General features: G+C 40.1%; 21 protein-coding genes and 1 tRNA gene. 6 read left to right on the plus strand and 16 right to left on the minus strand.

The window, feature by feature from the left end; all coding sequences use genetic code 11:
* Positions 1-2: 2 nt before the first annotated feature.
* The 3 genes from E4S40_RS12615 to E4S40_RS12625 all read right to left on the minus strand — a co-directional run bounded on the left by E4S40_RS12615 (position 3) and on the right by E4S40_RS12625 (position 3,814).
* Positions 3-1,370: a cystathionine beta-synthase gene (locus E4S40_RS12615; RefSeq protein WP_135074653.1), complete on the minus strand. Its 1,368-nt coding sequence runs from the start codon at positions 1,368-1,370 to the stop codon at positions 3-5.
* Between the two features lie 94 nt (positions 1,371-1,464).
* On the minus strand, positions 1,465-3,105 hold the full coding sequence (locus tag E4S40_RS12620; protein WP_135074655.1) for a putative ABC exporter domain-containing protein: 1,641 nt from the start codon (positions 3,103-3,105) through the stop codon (positions 1,465-1,467).
* A complete protein-coding gene (locus E4S40_RS12625; protein WP_135074657.1) occupies positions 3,098-3,814 on the minus strand; it encodes an ABC transporter ATP-binding protein in 717 nt (238 codons plus the stop codon). The genes E4S40_RS12620 and E4S40_RS12625 overlap by 8 nt, the downstream gene beginning before the upstream one ends.
* A 96-nt stretch (positions 3,815-3,910) precedes the next feature.
* Between E4S40_RS12625 and E4S40_RS12630 the strand changes: the two genes are divergently transcribed.
* The gene (locus E4S40_RS12630) at positions 3,911-4,519 is read left to right on the plus strand and encodes an outer membrane beta-barrel protein (protein ID WP_135074659.1); all 609 of its coding nucleotides are present in this window, start codon (positions 3,911-3,913) and stop codon (positions 4,517-4,519) included.
* 3 nt (positions 4,520-4,522) lie between these two features.
* On the opposite strand, the gene E4S40_RS12635 is transcribed toward E4S40_RS12630, so the two are convergent.
* From E4S40_RS12635 to E4S40_RS12650, 4 genes are read right to left on the minus strand one after another with little or no spacing between them, the layout of a single operon-like run.
* Positions 4,523-5,449 (minus strand): aspartate carbamoyltransferase catalytic subunit, encoded by a 927-nt coding sequence (locus E4S40_RS12635; protein ID WP_135074661.1) that lies wholly within the window; start codon positions 5,447-5,449, stop codon positions 4,523-4,525.
* Positions 5,450-5,451: 2 nt separating this feature from the next.
* Positions 5,452-6,000 carry a bifunctional pyr operon transcriptional regulator/uracil phosphoribosyltransferase PyrR gene (gene pyrR / locus E4S40_RS12640; protein WP_135074663.1) on the minus strand — a complete coding sequence of 183 codons (549 nt, stop codon included), beginning with the start codon at positions 5,998-6,000 and terminating at the stop codon, positions 5,452-5,454.
* Positions 6,001-6,034: 34 nt separating this feature from the next.
* On the minus strand, positions 6,035-7,657 hold the full coding sequence (locus E4S40_RS12645; protein WP_135074665.1) for a transcriptional regulator: 1,623 nt from the start codon (positions 7,655-7,657) through the stop codon (positions 6,035-6,037).
* Positions 7,654-8,052 (minus strand): EVE domain-containing protein, encoded by a 399-nt coding sequence (locus E4S40_RS12650; RefSeq protein WP_135074667.1) that lies wholly within the window; start codon positions 8,050-8,052, stop codon positions 7,654-7,656. The genes E4S40_RS12645 and E4S40_RS12650 overlap by 4 nt, the downstream gene beginning before the upstream one ends.
* Positions 8,053-8,254: 202 nt before the next feature.
* Here E4S40_RS12650 and polX point away from each other — a divergent pair, with 202 nt between their 5' ends.
* Both polX and E4S40_RS12660 read left to right on the plus strand, forming a co-directional pair.
* A complete protein-coding gene (gene polX / locus E4S40_RS12655) occupies positions 8,255-9,964 on the plus strand; it encodes a DNA polymerase/3'-5' exonuclease PolX (RefSeq protein WP_135074669.1) in 1,710 nt (569 codons plus the stop codon).
* A 54-nt stretch (positions 9,965-10,018) separates the two neighbouring features.
* Positions 10,019-10,306 carry a hypothetical protein gene (locus tag E4S40_RS12660; protein WP_135074671.1) on the plus strand — a complete coding sequence of 96 codons (288 nt, stop codon included), beginning with the start codon at positions 10,019-10,021 and terminating at the stop codon, positions 10,304-10,306.
* Between the two features lie 69 nt (positions 10,307-10,375).
* Here the strand turns inward: E4S40_RS12660 and E4S40_RS12665 are convergent, their stop codons facing one another.
* The 5 genes from E4S40_RS12665 to E4S40_RS12685 all read right to left on the minus strand — a co-directional run bounded on the left by E4S40_RS12665 (position 10,376) and on the right by E4S40_RS12685 (position 15,809).
* Complete coding sequence (locus E4S40_RS12665) at positions 10,376-12,913, minus strand: ATP-dependent Clp protease ATP-binding subunit (protein WP_135074673.1); 2,538 nt, start codon at positions 12,911-12,913, stop codon at positions 10,376-10,378.
* Positions 12,914-12,994: 81 nt separating this feature from the next.
* Complete coding sequence (locus E4S40_RS12670) at positions 12,995-13,618, minus strand: WbqC family protein (protein ID WP_135074675.1); 624 nt, start codon at positions 13,616-13,618, stop codon at positions 12,995-12,997.
* Between the two features lie 12 nt (positions 13,619-13,630).
* Positions 13,631-14,260 (minus strand): L-threonylcarbamoyladenylate synthase, encoded by a 630-nt coding sequence (locus E4S40_RS12675; RefSeq protein WP_135074677.1) that lies wholly within the window; start codon positions 14,258-14,260, stop codon positions 13,631-13,633.
* 8 nt (positions 14,261-14,268) lie between these two features.
* Positions 14,269-14,682, minus strand: a complete 414-nt coding sequence (locus tag E4S40_RS12680) for a (deoxy)nucleoside triphosphate pyrophosphohydrolase (RefSeq protein WP_135074679.1) — start codon at positions 14,680-14,682, stop codon at positions 14,269-14,271.
* Complete coding sequence (locus tag E4S40_RS12685) at positions 14,679-15,809, minus strand: peroxiredoxin family protein (protein WP_135074681.1); 1,131 nt, start codon at positions 15,807-15,809, stop codon at positions 14,679-14,681. The genes E4S40_RS12680 and E4S40_RS12685 overlap by 4 nt, the downstream gene beginning before the upstream one ends.
* A 134-nt stretch (positions 15,810-15,943) precedes the next feature.
* On the opposite strand from E4S40_RS12685, the gene mltG reads away from it, so the two are divergent.
* The 3 genes from mltG to E4S40_RS12700 all read left to right on the plus strand — a co-directional run bounded on the left by mltG (position 15,944) and on the right by E4S40_RS12700 (position 18,384).
* Positions 15,944-16,996, plus strand: a complete 1,053-nt coding sequence (gene mltG / locus E4S40_RS12690; protein ID WP_135074683.1) for an endolytic transglycosylase MltG — start codon at positions 15,944-15,946, stop codon at positions 16,994-16,996.
* Positions 16,996-17,403: an acyl-CoA thioesterase gene (locus E4S40_RS12695; protein ID WP_135074685.1), complete on the plus strand. Its 408-nt coding sequence runs from the start codon at positions 16,996-16,998 to the stop codon at positions 17,401-17,403. The genes mltG and E4S40_RS12695 overlap by 1 nt, the downstream gene beginning before the upstream one ends.
* Before the next feature lie 66 nt (positions 17,404-17,469).
* Entirely contained in the window at positions 17,470-18,384 is a 915-nt protein-coding gene (locus tag E4S40_RS12700) for a YihY/virulence factor BrkB family protein (RefSeq protein WP_237563192.1), read from the plus strand.
* Positions 18,385-18,458: 74 nt separating this feature from the next.
* On the opposite strand, the gene E4S40_RS12705 is transcribed toward E4S40_RS12700, so the two are convergent.
* The 4 genes from E4S40_RS12705 to E4S40_RS12720 form a co-directional block, all read right to left on the minus strand.
* A tRNA-Ser gene (locus tag E4S40_RS12705) sits at positions 18,459-18,543 on the minus strand.
* A gap of 205 nt (positions 18,544-18,748) precedes the next feature.
* The gene (locus E4S40_RS12710; protein WP_135074689.1) at positions 18,749-19,240 is read right to left on the minus strand and encodes a DUF6691 family protein; all 492 of its coding nucleotides are present in this window, start codon (positions 19,238-19,240) and stop codon (positions 18,749-18,751) included.
* Between the two features lie 12 nt (positions 19,241-19,252).
* A complete protein-coding gene (locus E4S40_RS12715; RefSeq protein WP_135074691.1) occupies positions 19,253-19,834 on the minus strand; it encodes a YeeE/YedE family protein in 582 nt (193 codons plus the stop codon).
* A 28-nt stretch (positions 19,835-19,862) separates the two neighbouring features.
* Positions 19,863-21,266, minus strand: a complete 1,404-nt coding sequence (locus E4S40_RS12720; RefSeq protein WP_135074693.1) for a hypothetical protein — start codon at positions 21,264-21,266, stop codon at positions 19,863-19,865.
* Positions 21,267-21,330 lie beyond the last annotated feature (64 nt).

Consider the following 21,330-nt stretch of genomic DNA (forward strand, 5'->3'; position numbering starts at 1 on the left):
CGTTAATTGGTAAAGGCTTCTAAAATATCATGTTTTGTAATGATATGAATTTTCCCCAAATCATCTCTTACAAGGACTGCCTTTTCTTTTTCAATCATGGAAGAAAGTACATCCAACGTACTATCACCAGCCACAAAAGTCATAGAGCTTTCCATTACATCAGATACATGCGCATCTTTCAAAACTGGATTCTCGATGATTTTGGATAGTAATTTTGTATCTGTGACACTGCCTACTACTTCCCCACCATTTAAAACTGGGATTTGAGAAACGCTGGTCTTATTCATCAAAGCAATCGCATCCCTCACGGAATCCGATGGCTTCACCGAGATCAAGGAATAGTCTGAAGGTCTTTTACCAATAATATCCTTTGCTGTAGCATAGCTCTTATCTTCCAAGAAACCATGATTTCGCATCCAGTCATCATTGTAGACTTTACCCAGATAGCGGGTACCATGATCTGGAAGAATAATCACCATTACATCTCCTTCTTTGAGGTTTTCTTTGGCCCATTCCAATGCTCCATGAACTGCCGAACCGCAAGACCAACCCACAAAAAGCCCCTCTTCTCGAGCCAATCTACGAGTCATGACCGCGGCATCCTTATCAGTCACCTTTACAAAATGATCGATAACATCAAAATTGACGTTTTTCGGAAGGATATCTTCTCCAATCCCTTCAGTCAGGTAAGGATAAACTTCCTTTTCATCGAAGATTCCTGTCTCCTTGTACTTTTTGAAAACAGAACCATAGGTATCGATCCCAACGGTAACGATATTTGGATTTTGCTCTTTTAAATACTTTGCTGTTCCGCACATGGAGCCTCCAGTTCCAACTCCAGCTGCATAATGGGTGATTTTTCCCTCTGTATCATTCCAGATTTCAGGCCCTGTCGTCTCATAATGAGCCGCTGTATTGGACAAATTATCGTATTGATTTGGGTAAAAAGAGTTTGGAATATCAGCATTCAGCTTTCTTGCTACAGAATAATAAGATCTCGGATCTTCAGGGGCAACGTTTGTCGGACAAACGATCACTTCTGCGCCAACAGCTTTTAGAATATCAATCTTTTCCTTGGACTGCTTATCAGCCATGGTGAAAATACACTTGTAGCCCTTTGCCACAGCAGCCAAAGCCAAACCCATCCCGGTGTTCCCAGAAGTTCCTTCAATGATAGTTCCTCCAGGCTTCAAAATACCAGCCTTCTCAGCATCCTCCACCATTTTGATTGCCATACGATCCTTCATGGAATTCCCTGGATTGAAATATTCCACTTTCACCAGGACATCCCCTTTGATTCCTTTAGCTAATTTGTTGAGACGGATCATCGGAGTATTCCCGATGGTTTCGATGATGGAGTTGTAAATCATGGTAGTAGTTTTATTTGGGTTGGGGCAAAATTAAAAGATTTTTTTGGCCTCAGCCGAATGAAGATTAAAAGATTACCAAGCTTAGACTGTCTGATCAATTTTCCTCCTTAAACTCCAATCGAGACAAAACATCCAAAGCTACATGAATAAGGATGGCAGCTACGAAACTCATCCCAATTGTCACCGTCAATAGCATCCAGACAAACTGCTTGGTAAATACAAAAACCAAAATCCCCAATACCAAAGCCGGGATTATTCCAAAAAGAAAGATCCCGATCATCATAATGGGCTTTATCAGCTTTCGGTCCCAACCTTGTTCTAAAGAAATCTGAGGAATCAAATTAATACAAAGCCCAATCATATAAGCCAACAAGATCCCAAGGATAAAAACGGGAATGACGAGAATATGAAGTCCCGCAATTAATACCGAGGGCACAATCATAGCTACTGCAAAAAGGGTGATCTGAACAAGGTCAAGTTTGATGACATTCCAGAATTTTGCCGTCCAAGTGGCCGGCGCCAAAAAGAAATAGGGTTTCTTAAGATCTCCCACTGAAGCTCGACCAATTCCCGCTAAAAAGTAAAACCCTAAAATCCCCAGTATATACCCATTCAATACTTTATGGGAAAACCAATCAAAATGAGATAAAACAGCAAAAACAACTCCTAATCCCGCTAGAATCAAACTATACACGCCAAAAAGCGGATGAAAATCCTGCCGACTGGAATGCACATAGTTTCGCCAATAAAAGGCCTTTGCCCCTACACCAAAATCCGGTAGAGCCAATTGTTTCTTTGCATTGAGACTATAATTAGCCTCTGAATTTTCACGCTTTCCTTTGACCTTGTCCCGCTGCACTTCATTGGACTTGGTCGCCTCTAACACATCCTCATAATAATATCCGGCAAATTGAATAACCAACCGAACGATGAGGTAGTAGCTCAAAATATACAATCCCAAAAAAGCAAAGGCAAGAATCAAATTTTGATGGACAACGTAGCCCATCATTCCCCTACTCCAACCAACAAAGGGAAATAAATCAAACCAAGGTGAAGCAATCCAAGAAAACATCCCCTGCCAAAATTTCTCAGCCATTAATCCCGGAATCAAAATCATTATCGCTAAAAGCACTGCCAATACGGTAATGACGGTCTTGATTTGCTCCAAAATATCATACTTGGTATGAAGGGTATAAATCAAAAATCGAATAGGCGAAAGAATAAAAAAGAACAAGGCAAAGCCCAATAAAATGAACACAATATTTCCCAAGGAAAAATCGAAAGAGCCTGCCATTTGACTTCCTCCATAAACCAGAAAAATAATACTACCACCCAAAGAGGGTAATATTGACCTTCCCTTGTAATAAAGTAAAATGTTTTGAGGTTTGACGGGACCGGTGAATAGTAAATTGACATCAGCCATGGTAAAAAAGCTAACGTTTCGCTTTGTCGCTCGAAATAGCTGATACAATAAAAATCCTAAAGCAACGACGGTAATTCCCCCCACGATATTCTGAGTTGCAAAGTCCACTTCAGGCAATCCATTTACATCCAGTTCTGGAATAGTATTATCCAGCCTTTCTGCTCTATCCTTCATCCGCATGGTGTAGATAAAGAAGAAATAGCCGATCAGGCCAGCATAAGGAAGCAGCCTTGCCGGGTTCCTAAGAATCAGTAAAATGTTGTTTTTGAGAACCCAGAGATCCTTTCTAAAAAGTAATTTTACCTCATTCATCTTTGGTCAATTCTAAAAATATATCCTCCAAGCTTCCACCCTCTTTCTGCTCAAATTGCTTTTTCAGATTTTCAAGTGTGTCATTCCCAATGATGTTACCCTCCTTCAAAATCATGATTCGATCCGCGATAGTCTCTACCGAATCAATCAAATGCGTACTGACCAAAATGGTTTTCCCAGCTTCTTTAAGTTCTCTGAAAATACGTTTAGTGTTTCGGATAGCTTTCGGATCCAATCCGATCATCGGTTCATCAAAAAACAAAACCTGAGGATCAGGCAACAAAGCACAACAAATAGAAACTTTCTGCCTCATCCCTTTGGAAAGATCTTTTCCTAGTTTCTTTGCCTTATCCGTCAAATCATAGGTTTCCAATAATTCCATGCCTTTATCTTTCCAATCCCGAATCCCATAAGCTTGAGCTATGAATTGAAGATGTTCCTGCACAGTGAGTAAATCATAGACATAAGGAGTCTCAGGGATGTAGCTAAAAAGTCGTTTGGCCTCTACCGACAGGTGATCATATCCACCAATGGTGATTTCTCCAGAAGTTTTTCGAAGCAATCCTACAATACATTTCATGGTGGTACTTTTCCCTGCTCCATTGGGTCCTAAAAGACCTACAACTTCCCCTCCTTGAAGCTCAAAAGAGATGTCATTGACAGCATTTTGCTTCCCGTACCGTTTAATCAAATTCTGAACAAGCAGCATAAAAATTGAATTTTGGATTAAAACTAGAATTCTTTGAGGGAAGTTTAGACGTTTTGGAACCTTTTTTGACAGCTAATCGAAAAAATTAAACAAACGATGAAAAAACTTCTCACACTAATCATTTTGCTTGGTATAGGAGCAGCATCTTACGCGCAACAAGCGGGCAAATTCCGAATGGGACTCGAACTAGGCCCAGCTATGCCAAAAGATGGGGGAATTGGAGCCTTAGTCAATCTAGAACCCAAAATCAATGTCGCAGATAACATGAATGTAGGTATTCGATTTGGCGTTGCTGGATTAGCAAAGGATGTCACATACTATGACATCACGGAAGATTATGAAGGAGAAGTGTCAGGAAATGTATCCATTACTGGAACTTTCGATTATTATTTCAATAATGGAGGAAGCAATTTTGCTCCATACATCGGTGCTGGTTTTGGTTATTATGGCCTGAGCTCAGTTGAAATTGACGCTTCAAATATTGATGATGTGGATGTCGGGAATTTGGAGGCTAACTTCAAATGGGCACCAATGGTCCGTGCTGGTATTGAATTGGGTAAGTTTAGAATGGGAGCGGAATACAATTTTATCCCAAACTCCAATCTTCAAGACACCAGCGGAACAGTAATAGGCGAAGCAATCAACCAATACTTTGGATTTACTCTTGGATTTTATGTAGGAGGAGGCCGTTGGCGGAAAAACTAAGCATTAGGCTTTCACCGCTGCCAATAAATACAATACAGCCATTCGGACTGCGACTCCATTCTCAACTTGCTGAAGAATGATGGCGTGGTCCGAATCGGCAACATCCGACGCCAATTCCACCCCACGATTAATCGGTCCAGGATGCATCACTACGATTTCCTTGTCTAATTCTTCAAGCATTTTTTTGTTGATTCCGTAATACAAGGAATATTCTCGAAGACTAGGAAAATATTTAATCTGCTGTCTTTCAAGCTGAATTCGAAGGACATTTGCCACATCACACCAAGCAAGTGCCTTTCTTACATCCAACTCCACCTTTACTCCCAACCTTTCGATATGCTTTGGAAGCAAAGTGATAGGTCCGCAAACCATCACTTCGGCTCCAAGTTTTTGAAGGCAAAATATATTCGATAGCGCTACTCTAGAATGGAGTATATCTCCAATGATCGCGATTTTTTTTCCTTGAAGATCACCCAATTTTTCTCGCATGGAAAAGGCGTCTAGCAAGGCTTGGGTAGGATGCTCATGAGTTCCATCTCCAGCATTGACGATATTGGCTTTTACATTTCTCGCTAAAAAATGTGGCGCTCCTGGACTACTATGCCGCATCACAACCATATCGACTTTCATCGACAAGATATTATTTACAGTATCGACTAATGTCTCCCCTTTCTTTACTGAGCTATTGCTTGATGAAAAATTTACCACATCGGCAGAAAGTCTCTTTTCGGCAAGCTCAAATGAAAGTCTGGTTCGGGTTGAATTCTCAAAAAATATATTGGCAATGGTAATATCGCGAAGGGAAGGCACCTTTTTTATCGGTCGATTGATGACCTCTTTGAAGTTTTCGGCAGTTTCCAATATAAACTGAATATCCGCTTCGGTTAGATCTTTGATTCCAAGGAGGTGGCGGGTGCTGAGTTGCGACATGGTTATTTTTGTTCTTTTTCTGTAATCCAAACTGCATCTTCAGGCTGCCCTTGGGAAGCCCATTCGACGACCACATATTGGGTATCAATTGTATTGACCCGAATTCCGAAATAGTCCGGCATAATAGGGTAATCCCTTGTGAGTTTTCTATCGACTAGGACCATCAACTCTACCTTTTGAGGTCTTCCAAAGGCGATCATTGCATCCATGGCTGCCCGCACAGATCTTCCTTTATACAGTACATCATCCACAAGAATTACTTTTTTTCCCTCCACCAAAAAATCAATCTTTGTCTCATTCGCTTTAAGAGGAAAATCTCTCCGCCGAAAATCATCTCGGTGAAAAGTCGCATCCAAATAGCCTGCCGGGACTTTTTTACCGGATATCTTCTCCAACTCCTCTACGATTCGATCAAGCAGAATAATTCCTCTTGGCTGCAAGCCTAGCAGTACTGTATTATCAAAATTATCGTGATTTTCGATCAGCTGATGACAAAATCTTTTCAGGATGATTTGGATTTGTTGCTGATTTAAAACGAGCCGTTTTTGCATGTGTCGGATTTGCGGGTAAATATAAAAAGAAATTCTAGTCTTCGACTTGCTCAGGTTGATAGAGGTCACCCGAAACCATCACTTTCGTAAAGAAATAAACCTCCCGTGTAGCCGCCTGTCCATTTTCCTTTTGATAGCGAATTCGTTGATTTCCGGTAAGCAGAAAATACCGGTCATACCAATACACCAATCGTAGGCTTGTCATATCTGTATCCGCAATCCGCTCATTTTCATTGACCAACTTCAACTCAAAATCGATGTTATCGAATTTCTTTTCTCCGCTCTTGATATAGGCCAGGCGTATTTTATCATTTCGCACATAGGCATGATAAAATTCATCACCTACAATAGCTATTTCACCAAATGGCTCGGGAAGATCTGTCAATAAATCATCATAGGTAGCCGAATTATCCCAAACTACTCTCCCGTCTTCACCTAATTTGACAAAGTGCGCAGAGATGTAACTGAATTCAGTATTAATCTGAAGAGGACCTTGATTAAAGCGACGTACCGTGATGGGATCCCAATAATCCTGAGAGTAATTCATCCTACTCCAGCGGTCATAACGATACATGCCTGTCGGGGAAAAAGGCCATCCGCGATTGATTCCACGGGAATTGATGATATTGTAATGATCGAAAAACACATACAAGCCATCTGACTCTTGCCTAACTTCCCGAATCGAATACACATTTCTAATACTTGGAATTTTATCCCGATCTACTTGTTTGAGTACTTCGGCATCCTTTTTTGCCTTTCCTTTTTCATCGAGGTAATTGAAAAAATTGGGGAAATCTTCCAGCGTATACAGCCTTGTATCATATTCTCCAAATTCATTGATTTCGGTTCGGTACATTCCTAAATAAGAATCCCTCCTTGCCAAGCCAAAAGAACCAATCATAGCCTTTCTGTATAGGTCCTCCTGAACCACCAAAGCTTCAATAATTTCTTGATCTTCATCGCCAAATTGATCGATTCTGATCTCCCGAAGAAGATTCCCAAGCAAATCATAAGTATTCAGGATGACCTCCTTATCCCGGTATTGACCCTTTCTACTCAAAACAACCTCAAAGGCTTCTATTTCAGGCATTTTTCGAATCTGAAGAATCTGGGTATCATTTCCATATACCCCTTGGACGGTATGAATTGTTTTGTCGTCTAAACCATATACCTGAACTACAGGACGCATATTGGCTGACCCCATGAAAATGACCCGATTATTTTGAACCAAAAATTCCGCAAGCTCTAAATCAAGCAAGTTCTCTACGGAGTATTCAAAGGCATCCAAGCCTACCAAATCAATCTTAAGGACATATTTTTCACCTGAAATCCCCGTTCCTCGCTGAAAAAGGGCATACAAGAAATCTCCATCCAAATCATAGCCAATTAGATCATAACCTGGCTGTACAGGAAGTTCGATCAGGCCTTTTTCAGTGTTCAGTGCTGCATCAAAGATGATATATTGAAAAATCCGGTCTACAGAAAAAGCACGCTTCGCAAGTGTCCGAAAAGCAACAAGATTTTCCCCATACCGAACCATTTCAAAATGGGGGTCAAAATAATCTGATTCGATTTCAAAACGGGATTCAAATTCAACCTGCGAAAATGCAGGTATTCCAAAAAATAGCAGTAAGCAAATCGCAATCGCTTTTCTCATAAAGACATTTTCACTATCAATTCAAACTCATCCTTTCCAACAGGTAGAACAGAAAGCCGGGATTGTTTAAGCATGGGTAAATCCGAAAGCCTATCCTCTGCTTTTATTTGAGCTAGGGTAACCGGATTGGCTAGAGGCCGATTAAATTTCAGCATTACGGCTGTCCAAGCTTCATCTTTTGGGTCAGGAAGTGGAGCTGAAGAAACTTCGGCAATCCCTACCACTGCTTTTTCCTTTCCGCTGTGATAAAATAGCACCTGATCCCCGACCTGCATTTCATTCAGGTAATTCCGAGCTTGATAATTTCTAACCCCATCCCAGATATCTTCCTGAGCTTTTTCAAAGTCATCCCAAGAGTAGGAATTTGGTTCACTTTTTACCATCCAATAATTCATAACCTAATTCAATGGTTTAGTTTTGGTATAATTTCCAAACACAAATTGAAGGATTCTAATTCCATTTATTTTTTTCCCATGGCTTAAAATTATACTCCTACGTAGACTTAAGCCATTCTTTTGAAGATACCCGATTCAACTTTAATTTGAAACAATATTTTTGGACATTTGTCTAAGTAGACGTAATTAAACCTTCCTTGTTTTGGACCATAAAACTATTCTCAAAAAACTCAAGCTCTGCATCCAGTTAATGGAGCTTCACGATGAAAATACCTTTAAAATCAGAAGTTATCAGTCAGCACTCAACTCTCTAGAGCGGGGTGATGCGGACATCATGGAGCTTAGTGATGAAGAATTAGGAAAAATCCCCGGGGTAGGAAAGAGCATTTTGGAGGCGATTCAGTCTTTGAAATCCACCGAATCCTTTCCTCTTTTGGGTGATTTGATTGACAAAACCCCACAAGGAATTCTGGAAGTTCTCCAAATAAAAGGCCTTGGCCCGAAAAAAGTAAAAACCCTTTGGGAGGAATTGGGCATTACTTCCACCCATGAATTGATGGAGGCCTGCCAAAGCGGAAAAGTAGCCAAAATCAAAGGGTTTGGTGAGAAAACCCAGGAAACCATCATCCAAAATTTGGAATTTAAAGCCTCCAATGCCGGGAAGTGGCTCTATGCTGACATTGAGGAATACATAAATGAGCTAACAGAAAAATTAAAAGATGAATTTTCGCATTCCTTGATTGCTCCAGTCGGTGAGTTTGCACGGAAAATGGAAATCATTTCTCAAGCCGAATGGTTAATCGCCACTAAGGATATCCCAAAAATTCAGCATAAACTGGCAAAACTTAAGGACTTCGAAGTCGATAAATCCCTTTCTGGCCCCTTTACTCTGAGAGGAAAAATAAAGGACTGGGACCTACAATTCACTATTTATTTTACGAGTCCTGAAGAATTTCCCATTAAATCCTACGCACTTTCTGCGAGTCCTCAGCACCTTCAAAGTCAAATTGATTCCAAAACTACTATTGCTGATGCTCTTCGAGTGAATGGTTTTAAAGACGAAAAGGAGTTTTTCTCTAAGCATCACCTTCAATTCATTCCTGTTGAGATGAGAGAAGGATTTGGAGAAGTAGAATTAGCAAAGGAGCATAAGATCCCGACTTTATTGGAGGAGAGTGACCTGAAAGGAATCCTGCACAACCACTCTACCTACAGCGACGGTAAAAACAGTCTGCGGCAAATGGCTGAGCAATGCAAAGAAATGGGGTATGAATATTTAGGCATCTCCGATCATTCACGAACTGCCAGTTATGCAGGAGGATTGGAAACCGAAAGAGTGATCAAACAACAGGAAGAAATTGATCAACTAAATCAGGAACTCGCCCCATTCAAAATATTCAAAGGAATCGAATCGGATATTTTAGGGGATGGCAGTTTGGATTATCCGGAAGATATTTTGCAGACATTCGATTTTGTGGTTTCTTCCGTTCATTCCATTTTAAACATGGACATCAAGAGAGCGACTAGAAGATTGCTCACGGCTATTGAAAATCCCTATACCACTATCCTTGGACATCCTACCGGAAGGCTTCTGCTTCGAAGAGAAGGCTATCCCATCGACCACAAAACCATCATTGATGCTTGCGCCAAACATCAGGTTGTGATTGAGATAAACGCTAATCCTTGGCGACTTGATTTGGACTGGAGATGGGTCCGCTATGCAATGGACCAAGGAGTCATGTTATCCATCAATCCCGATGCGCACGAAGTAGCTGGATATGGAGATATGAAATACGGTGTTTTAGTCGGAAGAAAAGGTGGGCTAACCAAAGAAATGACCCTCAATGCACTGTCCTGTGAAGAAATCGAGAAATATTTTTCCGATCGAAAAAAGAAAATGATTAAAAAATAGGATCCTTCTGTATCCAAAGGAATTCCTATCTTCGCCAAACCCCAATTTTACCTTATGAAATGGACCGATTTGCCTGAAGGCGTACTTTTACAACGATCTTTTCTTTTCGGAATCACTGGAATCCTACTTGGAACCCTGTCGATTTTCAACAGTCAATTCCAACTGGTTCAGGCTCCAATGGGACCTTTGAATGGAATCTCATTATTACTCCAAATGTTTGGGTTGGGACTTTCTGTGATGGTTCTCCGAAAACGAAAAGTAAAAAAGGAAGACTTGGAAAAAGCCAAAGTAATGACTTTGGTCTTAGGTATTGCCTTAGTTTTCTTCATTTTCTCTCTTTAATTCAAAACGTACTAAAACAAAAAATCCCAAGGCTTAAACCTTGGGATTTATATTTTGTGGCAGATCGAATTACTCTTCTGCTTTTTCTTTCTTCTTTTTCACCGTGATAGTCAATTCCGGAGATTTCCCATCATAATCTGCTGTAATTATATCACCTTCGGACAGATCCCCCTTCAGGATTTCTTCGGCAACCGCATCTTCCAAATACTTTTGAATTGCACGGTTTAGCGGACGAGCTCCATATTGCTGATCATATCCTTTTTCGGACAAGAATTCTTTTGCCTTCTCGGTTAACTCGATCTTGTATCCCAAATCAGTGATTCTATGGAATAACTTCGCCAATGAAATATCGATGATCTTGAAGATATCCTCTTTCGACAAAGAATTGAAGACAACCACATCATCTAGACGATTCAAGAATTCTGGGCTGAATGCCTTTTTTAACGCAGACTGAATCGTAGACTTCATGATTTCGTCCATGTTATCCTGTTTCGCTTTGTTAGCAAAACCTATTCCTGCACCAAAATCCTTCAAATCACGAACCCCGATATTGGAAGTCATGATGATGATAGTATTTCGGAAATCAACTCGACGACCTAATCCATCGGTAAGAATTCCATCATCCAATACTTGCAACAGAATATTAAATACATCAGGGTGAGCCTTTTCAATCTCATCAAGCAAGACCACGGAATAAGGCTTTCTTCTCACCTTTTCGGTCAATTGACCACCTTCTTCATATCCAACATATCCTGGAGGCGCTCCCACCAATCGGGAAACAGAGAATTTCTCCATATACTCTGACATGTCAATTCGAATCAAGGAATCTTCCTTGTCAAAGAGATAGGTAGCCAAGGTTTTTGCTAATTCAGTCTTTCCGACACCGGTAGGTCCCAAGAAAATAAAGGAACCGATTGGTTTTTTAGGATCTTTCAAGCCCACTCGGGTACGCTGAATCGCCTTAGTTAATTTCTTGATAGCCTCATCCTGACCAATAACTTTTCCCTTAAGCTCCTCACCCATATTGAGCAATTTATTGCCCTCATTTTGAGCGATACGCTTAGCAGGTATTCCAGTCATCATTGCGATAACCTCAGCGACATTATCCTCGTCAACTGTGAATCGCTTAGTCTTGGACTCTTCTTCCCATCGGGCTTTTGCCAAATCCAATTGCTCAAGCAATTTCTTCTCCTTATCCCGAAGCTGAGCAGCCTCTTCGTATTTCTGAGATTTAACTACACGGTTTTTCTCTGCTTTGATCTCCTCAACTTCAGCCTCCAGTTTCAAAATTTCTTCTGGAACATGAATGTTGTTGATATGCACGCGAGCACCCGCTTCGTCTAGGATATCAATTGCCTTGTCTGGCAAGAATCGATCGGAAATATATCGGTCCGAGAGCTTTACACAAGCCTCGATTGCTTCATCTGTATAATTTACATTGTGATGATCCTCATACTTATCCTTGATATTATTGAGGATTTGGATTGTTTCTTCAGGTGTGGTTGCGTCAACCATTACCATTTGGAAACGACGAGCCAAAGCTCCATCCTTCTCGATGTACTGACGGTATTCATCTAGTGTAGTCGCACCGATACATTGGATTTCTCCTCTCGCCAAAGCTGGCTTAAACATGTTGGATGCATCCAAAGACCCTGAAGCTCCCCCAGCACCTACAATGGTGTGAAGCTCATCAATGAAAAGGATCACATTTGGTGATTTTTCCAATTCATTCATGACCGCCTTCATTCGCTCTTCGAATTGGCCACGGTACTTGGTTCCAGCCACTAGTGAAGCTAAATCCAAAGTAACAACCCGCTTATTGAAGAGAACTCGGGATACTTTTTTCTGAACGATACGAAGTGCCAAACCCTCAGCGATGGCAGTTTTACCAACACCAGGCTCACCGATAAGAATTGGATTGTTTTTCTTTCTTCGAGAAAGGATCTGCGCTACTCGTTCGATTTCCTTTTCCCGTCCGATAATTGGATCCAATTTGTCTTCCTCGGCCATTTTGGTCAAGTCCCGACCAAAATTATCCAATACTGGCGTTCGTGATTTCTCACTTCCTGACTTCGAAGAACTGGAACCTCCACCGGAAGGACCGAAAAGCTTGGAGCCGTCATCATCCGCATCGTCTGCTTCCGCTCTAGAGCGTGGAGCTACACCCGGATCGGACTGCATTTCAAGCATATCTTTAATTGTATCGTAATTGATATCGAACTTATTAAGTATCTGAGTAGCGATATTTTCCTCGTCTCTCAAGATGGAAAGCAATAAGTGCTCAGTGCCAATCAATTGGCTTTTGAAAATTTTTGCTTCCAGATAAGTGATTTTCAATACTTTTTCCGACTGACGAGTCAGTGGAATATTAGCCATATTTTTCACATTGTGGTTGGCAGTACCACGAACTGCCCGCTCAATCGAAGCCCGAAGTTCATCCAATGGAACCCCTAGCTTCTTTAGAATGGAAACAGCTACCCCTTCGCCTTCACGAATCATCCCCAGCAAGAGGTGCTCAGTACCAATATAATCGTGACCTAAGCGAAGCGCTTCTTCACGACTGAGAGAGATCACCTCCTTGACTCTGTTCGAAAATTTTGCTTCCATTTAATTCCTTTCTGAATAATTATAAATACTGTACGTATGTTACCGAATTTGTTTTAAAAACACAATCATTTTAACGAATGTTCAATGTTTTTTTAAAGACTCTTCCAAGATGCGTTTGGCACCCGGTCCTTCAGCAAATAACAAATCCAGAACTGAGAGGTTGGGATCAAAGTCTAAGCCAAAATTCTGGGTATAAGGTACTGGTTGATAAATCCCACGGTCCGAAAAATGCCCTGAGGGTGTAATTAGCCCCCTTTGGTCCTCCAAATCAGTAAAAACCAAGTCTTCGGGTAATATTTCCAAATTGACAGGAAGCTGAAGCAACTTAAGACAGATTGTCAGCGATTGCTTGTTTAAATCCCAAAGAAATTGTGGTTTTCGCTCAAATATATCTTCGATGTAGGGAAAGAAATATTCAAAAAAAGGAGTTTTCCCATAGGCACTTTGGATTCCACGGAGGTGAACTTTTTGCCATTTCTGATTATAATCAATCTCAATCTTTCCTAATGGGATATTGGGTCGCCTACCCACAATAGGAACAGAAAGTGTCTCCACTTTATTTGCTAAGCGAATCTGAGTTCGGTTGAAATAAGACTTTCTTTTATAATGATCCCGCGGATTTAAATAAAGTGTATCAACTCCAATTAGGGAACAGAAATATTCGAGATTGGGGAAATAAAATAGGTCAGATATGATAGATTTCATCCGATACCAACATCAAATAATATCTTCCAAATCTCCCAATCCCTGTCTCAAAACTTCAACCTCCGGACCGGTACAATCCAAAATAGTGGAAGCAACATTTTGTCCATAACCACCATCAATGACCACATCCACCAAGTTTTGATACTTCTCAAAAATCAACTCCGGATCCGTACTATACTCAATCACATCGTCCTCATCATGGATGGAAGTCGTCAAAATGGGCTGACCTAGTTCCTCCACCAACATCCGGGGAACATTATGATCTGGCACACGAATTCCTACCGTTTTCTTATTCATCTGCATGATTTTCGGTACATGGGAACTTGCCTCCAAAATAAAAGTAAATGGGCCGGGAAAGGCCTTTTTCATCATTTTGAAGACTGGTTTATCAATTACTCGTGTGTATTGAGCGATATCGCTTAGGTCTGCACAGATGAATGAAAAATTATGTTTTTTCGGGTTTACTCCTTTAATCTTGGCGATTCGCTCTACTGCCCGCTGATTGGTAATATCACATCCTATCCCATAAACCGTATCGGTCGGATAAATGACCACCCCACCGTTTCGCAACACCTCGGCTATATGCCTGATTCTTTTTGGATCGGGATTTTCCTCATATAATTTGATAAACTCGGCAGACATATCTCAATTCATTTTATTCCATTGACAATGGATATCCAATGTTCCTTCAAATAGGAAACAATGGGGATATCAGCAGGTGCCCAAGTTACTTCAAAAAGTTCGTTTGCACCTAGCCAAGACAACTGATCATGCTCATAAAGTTTGATTTCTCCTGAATGAATTATCGCTGAAAATGGAATCAAGCGTATCACTTTCTCTTGGGAATAGGCATGGTCAGATGCCGGCAATATTTCGCCAAGTTTAATTTCAATCCCCAGTTCCTCTTTTATTTCTCTGATGATGCAAGATGCAGGACTCTCCCCCTCTTCTATTTTTCCTCCCGGAAATTCCCAAAAACCAGCCAAAGGCATGGATTTGGAACGCCTAACTGCTAGAACTTTTTGATCCTGAATAATTATTGCGCAGGTAACGGGAATTATCATGGTTTTGTGTTTTCCCCTTTAAACTTATTCAATTGGATCATTAAAGAATCCGAATATCCTACCTGGGAAAGTTCAATTATTCCATTTTCATCAATGATAAAGAAGGTAGGATACCCTCCGACTCCATAGTCTTTCCCAACCTCTTCTGCATCAATCAATACTGGAAAAGGTATAGATACAATCTCATTATATTTTTTGAGCCTATCAGGATTATCAACAGGATTTACATAGAAAGGAACCATATTTTCAGCAAAGGCAAAATCGGGTTGATTCATCTTTTCCAAGGCGATTTTACACCAACCACAGTTGATCATTGAAAAATCAAGAAATATCTTTTTTCCCCGAAAATCAGAAAGTCTTACTTTTTCCCCTTCCAAATTATAAAGTTCAAAATCGGGAGCCTTCATCCCTTTCTCTAAGGCTTTCATCGAAATTTCTTTTTGGCCGTAAAGATTCGAGATATAGTCCTTTGGAACCTGTTGATCAAATAGTCCATCTTGGAGATTAAAATTGTAATTGGAAAAATAAACCTCAATTAACTGATTCCTCCTTCCATCGTGGTACAGTCTTCTACTATACCATTCTGGAAGTGAATTAGAAGGGTTTATAAAAAGATGTTGCTGAAGAAGGACATGCTTTGAATCCACTGTAGTATCCATTTCAATTCGCATGAAATCCATGAAAACTTTATTGTCCACGACAGTATCCAATACATAGGTCCAATCTTCTTTTTGAAGCAGACCTATAGGCGAAAAACTCAAGTAGGTATTCTGAGAAGCACTGTATTCAAAATCCATTGGAAATTGTTCGTAAAGAATTATCTCGACTGTTTTTTTATCATGGTCAATAGATTTGAGCTCATTGGAAATGTATGAAAAAGATCGATTTTCAGTGGTACCGATATAATTGTATGGAAAAAAATCATTAGGATATTTTTCTGAAAAGAAAGAATAAAAAGAGGTGTCAAATTCATGAAAGTTTGGATCCTCCCAAATCATTTTCATTTCGTAGGATATTCGATCACTTTCAAGAATTTTCGAATTAGTATCAGTCCAAACGTCCTGCGGAGTTTTAGTTTTTTCACATCCAAACAGGACCAAAAAAAAGAAGAAAAATAACTTGCGCATAGCGGGAGAATTAAATTATTACGAAATAAAAATATTAAAACTAAAGATATTACCAAACAACGCTATATCAACTTTTCTTCCTTCATTTAGGTTGCCTAAATGATAAACGAAGACCTTTTCCTATTTTTGCCATCATGCTCACAGACAAAAAGAAAAAACTTTTACTAATCCTGATTATCACTTTCTCGGTTTTGGGGATTTCGATGACCTTTTATTTCTATCAGGTTTTTTTCAGTCCGAATGTATTGGTAGAAAGTGAAAATCGAGATCCTATTGCTTTTCGGATTCCTAGCAACGCCAATTACAAATACGTTGCTAATAAGCTTTTCGAAGAAAAAATCGTCAATGATCCTATCAGTTTTGGTTTTGTAGCCAAGGTTTTGGACTATCAGGAATTGGTCAAACCTGGATTGTACAGTATTCGACCAGGAATGACTAACCTTGAATTGGTAAGGTTGCTTCGCTCAGGAGATCAAACACCTGTCCGGATCACATTCAATAATGTCCGAACCAAAGAAGATTTGGCAGAAAAAATTACTGCTAATCTAGAAATGGAACCGGAGCAATTTTTAACCCTAATTCAGGATTCTGTATATATCCGAAAATTTGATTTTGAGGAAGAAAGTATCATGGGAATGTTTATTCCAAATACCTACGAAGTTTGGTGGAATACTAGCCCCGACGCACTTTTTGACCGCATGTATCGAGAATATCAAGCCTTTTGGACAGATGAGCGAAAAGAAAAAGCAAAGGCTTTGGGATTGACTCAAAAAGAAGTTATCACGCTTGCTAGCATTGTGCAGGCCGAAAGTCAAAAAAATGATGAGCGCGACCGGATTGCGGGAGTTTATTTAAATCGACTTCGTTTGAATATGCCATTACAGGCTGACCCAACCTTAATCTTCGCCTTAGGTGATTTCAGCATAAAGAGGGTTTTAAATGTCCATAAGGAGACAGATAGTCCTTACAATACCTACATGTATCCCGGACTTCCTCCCGGACCAATTAATTTACCGGATATTACTGCATTGGATGCCGTATTGAATGCCGAAAAGCACAATTACTTATACTTCTGTGCCAAAGAGGATTTTTCTGGTTACCACGTTTTTGCTACTAATTTGGCACAGCACAATGCTAATGCAAGACGCTATCAAGCGGCATTGAACCGAGCTAAAATTTTCCAATAATGTATCAAGCAGACACCCAAATACGCGTTCGCTATGCGGAGACCGATCAAATGAGTTATGTCTACTATGGTAATTATGCCATGTATTTTGAAGTAGGTAGAGTCGAAGCCATGCGACAGATTGGGTTTTCCTATGCAAAAATGGAAGAGGAAGGTGTGATGATGCCAGTATTGGAAAGTCATTTTCGGTATTTGAAACCAGGTAAATACGATGAAAAACTCACCATTCGAACCAAAATCCCTACTCTTCCCGGTGTGAAAATCAGGTTTGAATATGAGGTATTCAATGAATTGGGAGAATTAATCACGGAAGGCTGGACGGTTTTGGCATTTTTGAAAAAAGAAAACCACCAACCTACCAGACCCCCACAGAATTTATTAGCTTTATTGAAACCTTTTTTTCAATAATTAGAATCTGTGGTCAAAAAGCACATTCGAAAAATAGAGGATAGAATTCACCAACAGCTTCTGCGATTGCGTAAATTCCACTTTGGCAATCCGGACAAAAACCTCTACGACACATCCAAGCTTTTCATCCAACAACTGCAGAAAGATGATATAAACGAGCGAGCTGGGTCGATGGCATTCAGTTTTATTATTGCCTTATTTCCTCTTCTTCTCTTTTTGCTAAATCTTATTCCTTATATCCAAGACTTCTTTCCAGTAGTCACCACAGAGAATATTTTGAATTTTGTTCGGGAAATTCTTCCAATGGAAATTTACTTGGAAATGGAGGGAACAATCATGGATATTGTTTCCAAACCTCGGCAAAGCCTTTTGTCTTTTGGTTTCTTCTTCGCCCTTTTTGCCTCCACCCAAGGAGTTGTTTCCATGATGAGTTCTTTCAACTCGGTGTATCAAACAAAAGAAAGTAGAGGTTTTTTCAAAAGCCGTTTGATAGCTGTTTCCATTGTTTTTATTCTGGTTTTGACTATTTGTGCGGCAAGTACGATCATGATTTTCGGAACCATTGCTATTCAGCGCGTTGAAAACACCCACCTTTTCAATTCCAGTTTTTTGATTTTTCTCTTTAATGCCCTGAAGTTCTTGGTTTTACTGATGGTATTTTACTTCACCTCAGCTTTCATTTTTAGAAATGCTCCTGCCGTGCACGATAAGTGGCATTTTTTCTCTGTGGGTTCCAATGTAGCCGGCCTGTTGATTACACTTACCTTTTATGTGTTTACTTACTACTTAACCAATTTTGCAAGCTACAACAAACTATATGGATCTATCGGTACCCTTATCGGTTTGATGCTATGGCTTTACATCACCTCTCTGATTGTATTGATCTCCTTTGAGATTAATGTGACTTTGGACTTAATGGATGAAAAGAAAAAACGAATCGCCGAAGAAAAGTATACGGAGATTGATTACGATGAGGAATGATCGTAAACCTTGAAAAACATTAATGATAGATAAACAAAAGAGCCTGATGAAAAACATCAGGCTCTTTTGTTTTGCAGAGGAGGAGGGATTCGAACCCCCGGTACCTCTCGGTACAACGGTTTTCAAGACCGCCGCAATCGACCACTCTGCCACTCCTCTATTTTCCGATTCGAACTTTCTCCGTTTCGGTTTGCAAAAGTAAGACGATTCTGAATTTTGCAAAAGGCTTTTGGACTTTTTTCAACTCGATTTTTCTCGAAAATTTTTAATGTTCTCTATTTCAAAACTTATCTCGTTGATTTTCCGAGGCTAACAAAAAAAGCCGCTGATTTTTCAAACAGCGGCTCTCTTGAATATTTGTGTGTTAATTCGGTAATTTATTTGCGAATCGACCATAAACCCATGTTCCTGCAAGGGCAGAAATCAAGGTCACCAAAATCACGGTATAGCCACCACCGATTTGGGCAAACAAAGGACCTGGACATGCTCCAGTCAATGCCCATCCCAAACCAAAGATAAATCCACCAATAATTTGTCCCTTTCGAAACTCCTTTTTAGGAATATTGATCGTATCTCCGTGAATCGTCTTGATATTAAAGCGCTTAATGATTTGGATCGATATAATCCCGGTAATTACCGCCGAGCCAATCACTCCATACATATGGAAGGATTGTAGTCTAAACATTTCCTGAATTCTAAACCAAGAAATAATCTCAGCTTTGACAAAAACAATTCCGAACAACACCCCCAAAATGAGGTATTTAAGTAATTCGAAGCCTTTCTCTTCGTATGGCTTTTTGTCAAGAGTGGTGTAGGATATGTTCTTTGAAGGGTTTTCTTTTTCTGCTACTTTCATTTCTTCTAAATTTTAAAATCCTACTAATTTCATTAATGGCTCAAGTAAAACGTGGGTCATTAGGAAACCACCAATCATAAAGAATGTAGTCGCCAATACAGACTGCCACTGAAGAGAGCTGATTCCCATGATAGCATGGCCTGATGTACAACCTCCAGCATAGCGGGTACCGAAACCAACCAAAAATCCTCCAACAACAAAGAACAACAAGCCTTTTGCAGTAAAGAGGTTTTCCCAAGAGAAAATATCAGCAGGAAGAAGGTTGCCAAAATCTGTCACACCCAAAGCTTTCAAATCCGCCTGTGTTGCCTCTGATACAATGATAGAATCCGGGTTTGCTAGGAAATTAGTAGCCACAAAACCACCAATTAAAATTCCTAGGACAAACAAAAGATTCCAAATTTCCTTCTTCCAGTTGTAGGTAAAGAAAGGAATACCTGAAGGCACACATATTGCACAAACATGTCGCAAGGAGGAAGATATCCCGAAGGTTTTATTCCCCAAAATCAATAGCGCTGGCACTGTCAATCCGATAAGCGGACCTGCTACGTACCAAGGCCAAGGTTGTGTAATCCATTCCATAAATTGATTCATCTGTTTTTACTTATTGTTTATTCTATTTTTAAAATCTATAATCCAAGATAATTGATGTGTTTACCATATTCACCCGATTGATCACATACTCTATCGGAGTCACTTGGTTGGCATATTGTTTTTTCCCAACTACCAACAATTGCAAATCTAATCCTTTAAAGAACCCATCAAAGCGGTAATCCACCAACCCACTAAAGTGGTAATAGTTTGGAATACCGTATTTGTTTAATCTGACATCTTCAAAATCTGCAGTATCAGTATGAGAAGCTCCAAAACTGACCTTTAATTTATCATGTATAAAGGTGTGGTCGTATTGGATCATAAATGAGCTTCCTCCACCAAGTCCTTCAAATCGCTCGCGCTGAAGACTGACGAAAAACTGCTCTCTTCCCCACTCTCTTGGAAACAAGAACCTGCCATGATTAGAAACTCCCAAATAGTTGGCAGTCAACAAGGCGTGTGGCCATTTAATACCTGCTCGAAAGCCTATTCCATAGGATTTCTCCCCAGGAAGGATATAAGCTTTTGCAGGATCATGATTTCCTCCATCTCCTATAGCCGTTTGAGCAAAACCCTGGGCTCCCCATACTCCATCTACTTTTCCGCCCCATTTAGCAGTACCGGTAGCCTGAAGAAAAGAAATCCCAAATACTCCCTCAGCAAGGTAATTCCAAGATTGGATGTGAAGATCATCTTTCAAGTATTCCACTCCAACAATCCCAATCCCCTTCGATTCTACGTGATGCTTATAACTTTCATCTTCGCCTAGAGGATTTCTACCTGTATTATAAAATCCAAATGATTCCTCAACAGGTAACCACTCCAATGACCCTCTGGAAATCACATGGGTAAACCAAGCACCATTGAAATGAAAATTACTTGGCGTATAATCAATGGAAATTCCACTGAAAAGGTTTGGACGCATGCGGTTATCAGAAGCATTCAAAAGCGGACTTTCGAAATGATGTCTTCCAGCCCAAATCGAAAGATCTTCTTTTTGATATGAAATGAATAGCTCTTCTAATCGATCCATATCCTTATGATTTGCCGGGTGATGAACATCATAAAGGGTAATTTCATATCTGTTACCAACCCCGGTAATCGGATCTTTCTTTTGGATGTTATTTTCATAATGCCTGAAAACAAAGAATCCGCTAAACCCAACTCCAAATCCTTTCCATCGAGGACTGAAATATCCAAGCCCTGCACCCGTTCCCCAGGTACTATAATCCATCAGGTCTCCCTGATTCACTGTCGCCATAAAGAAAGAACGAAGATGGAATTCAAAAGAACCACTTTCCAGAACTTTCCCAAAGAGACGTTCTTGTGTAGGCTCTTCTTTGGTTTCATGACCATGCTGCGCAAATAAATTTTGAGCATTAACAGCCATTAGACCTAAGACCACCAAAAGGAAAACAAAATTGCGTTTCATTTTCATGTTAGAATTGTGACTTTGATCACATCTGATGGGTTTATACTAAAAATGGCAAGCCTAC

This window comes from Algoriphagus kandeliae (assembly GCF_004571135.1).
In the GTDB taxonomy this organism is placed as follows: Bacteria; Bacteroidota; Bacteroidia; order Cytophagales; family Cyclobacteriaceae; genus Algoriphagus; species Algoriphagus kandeliae.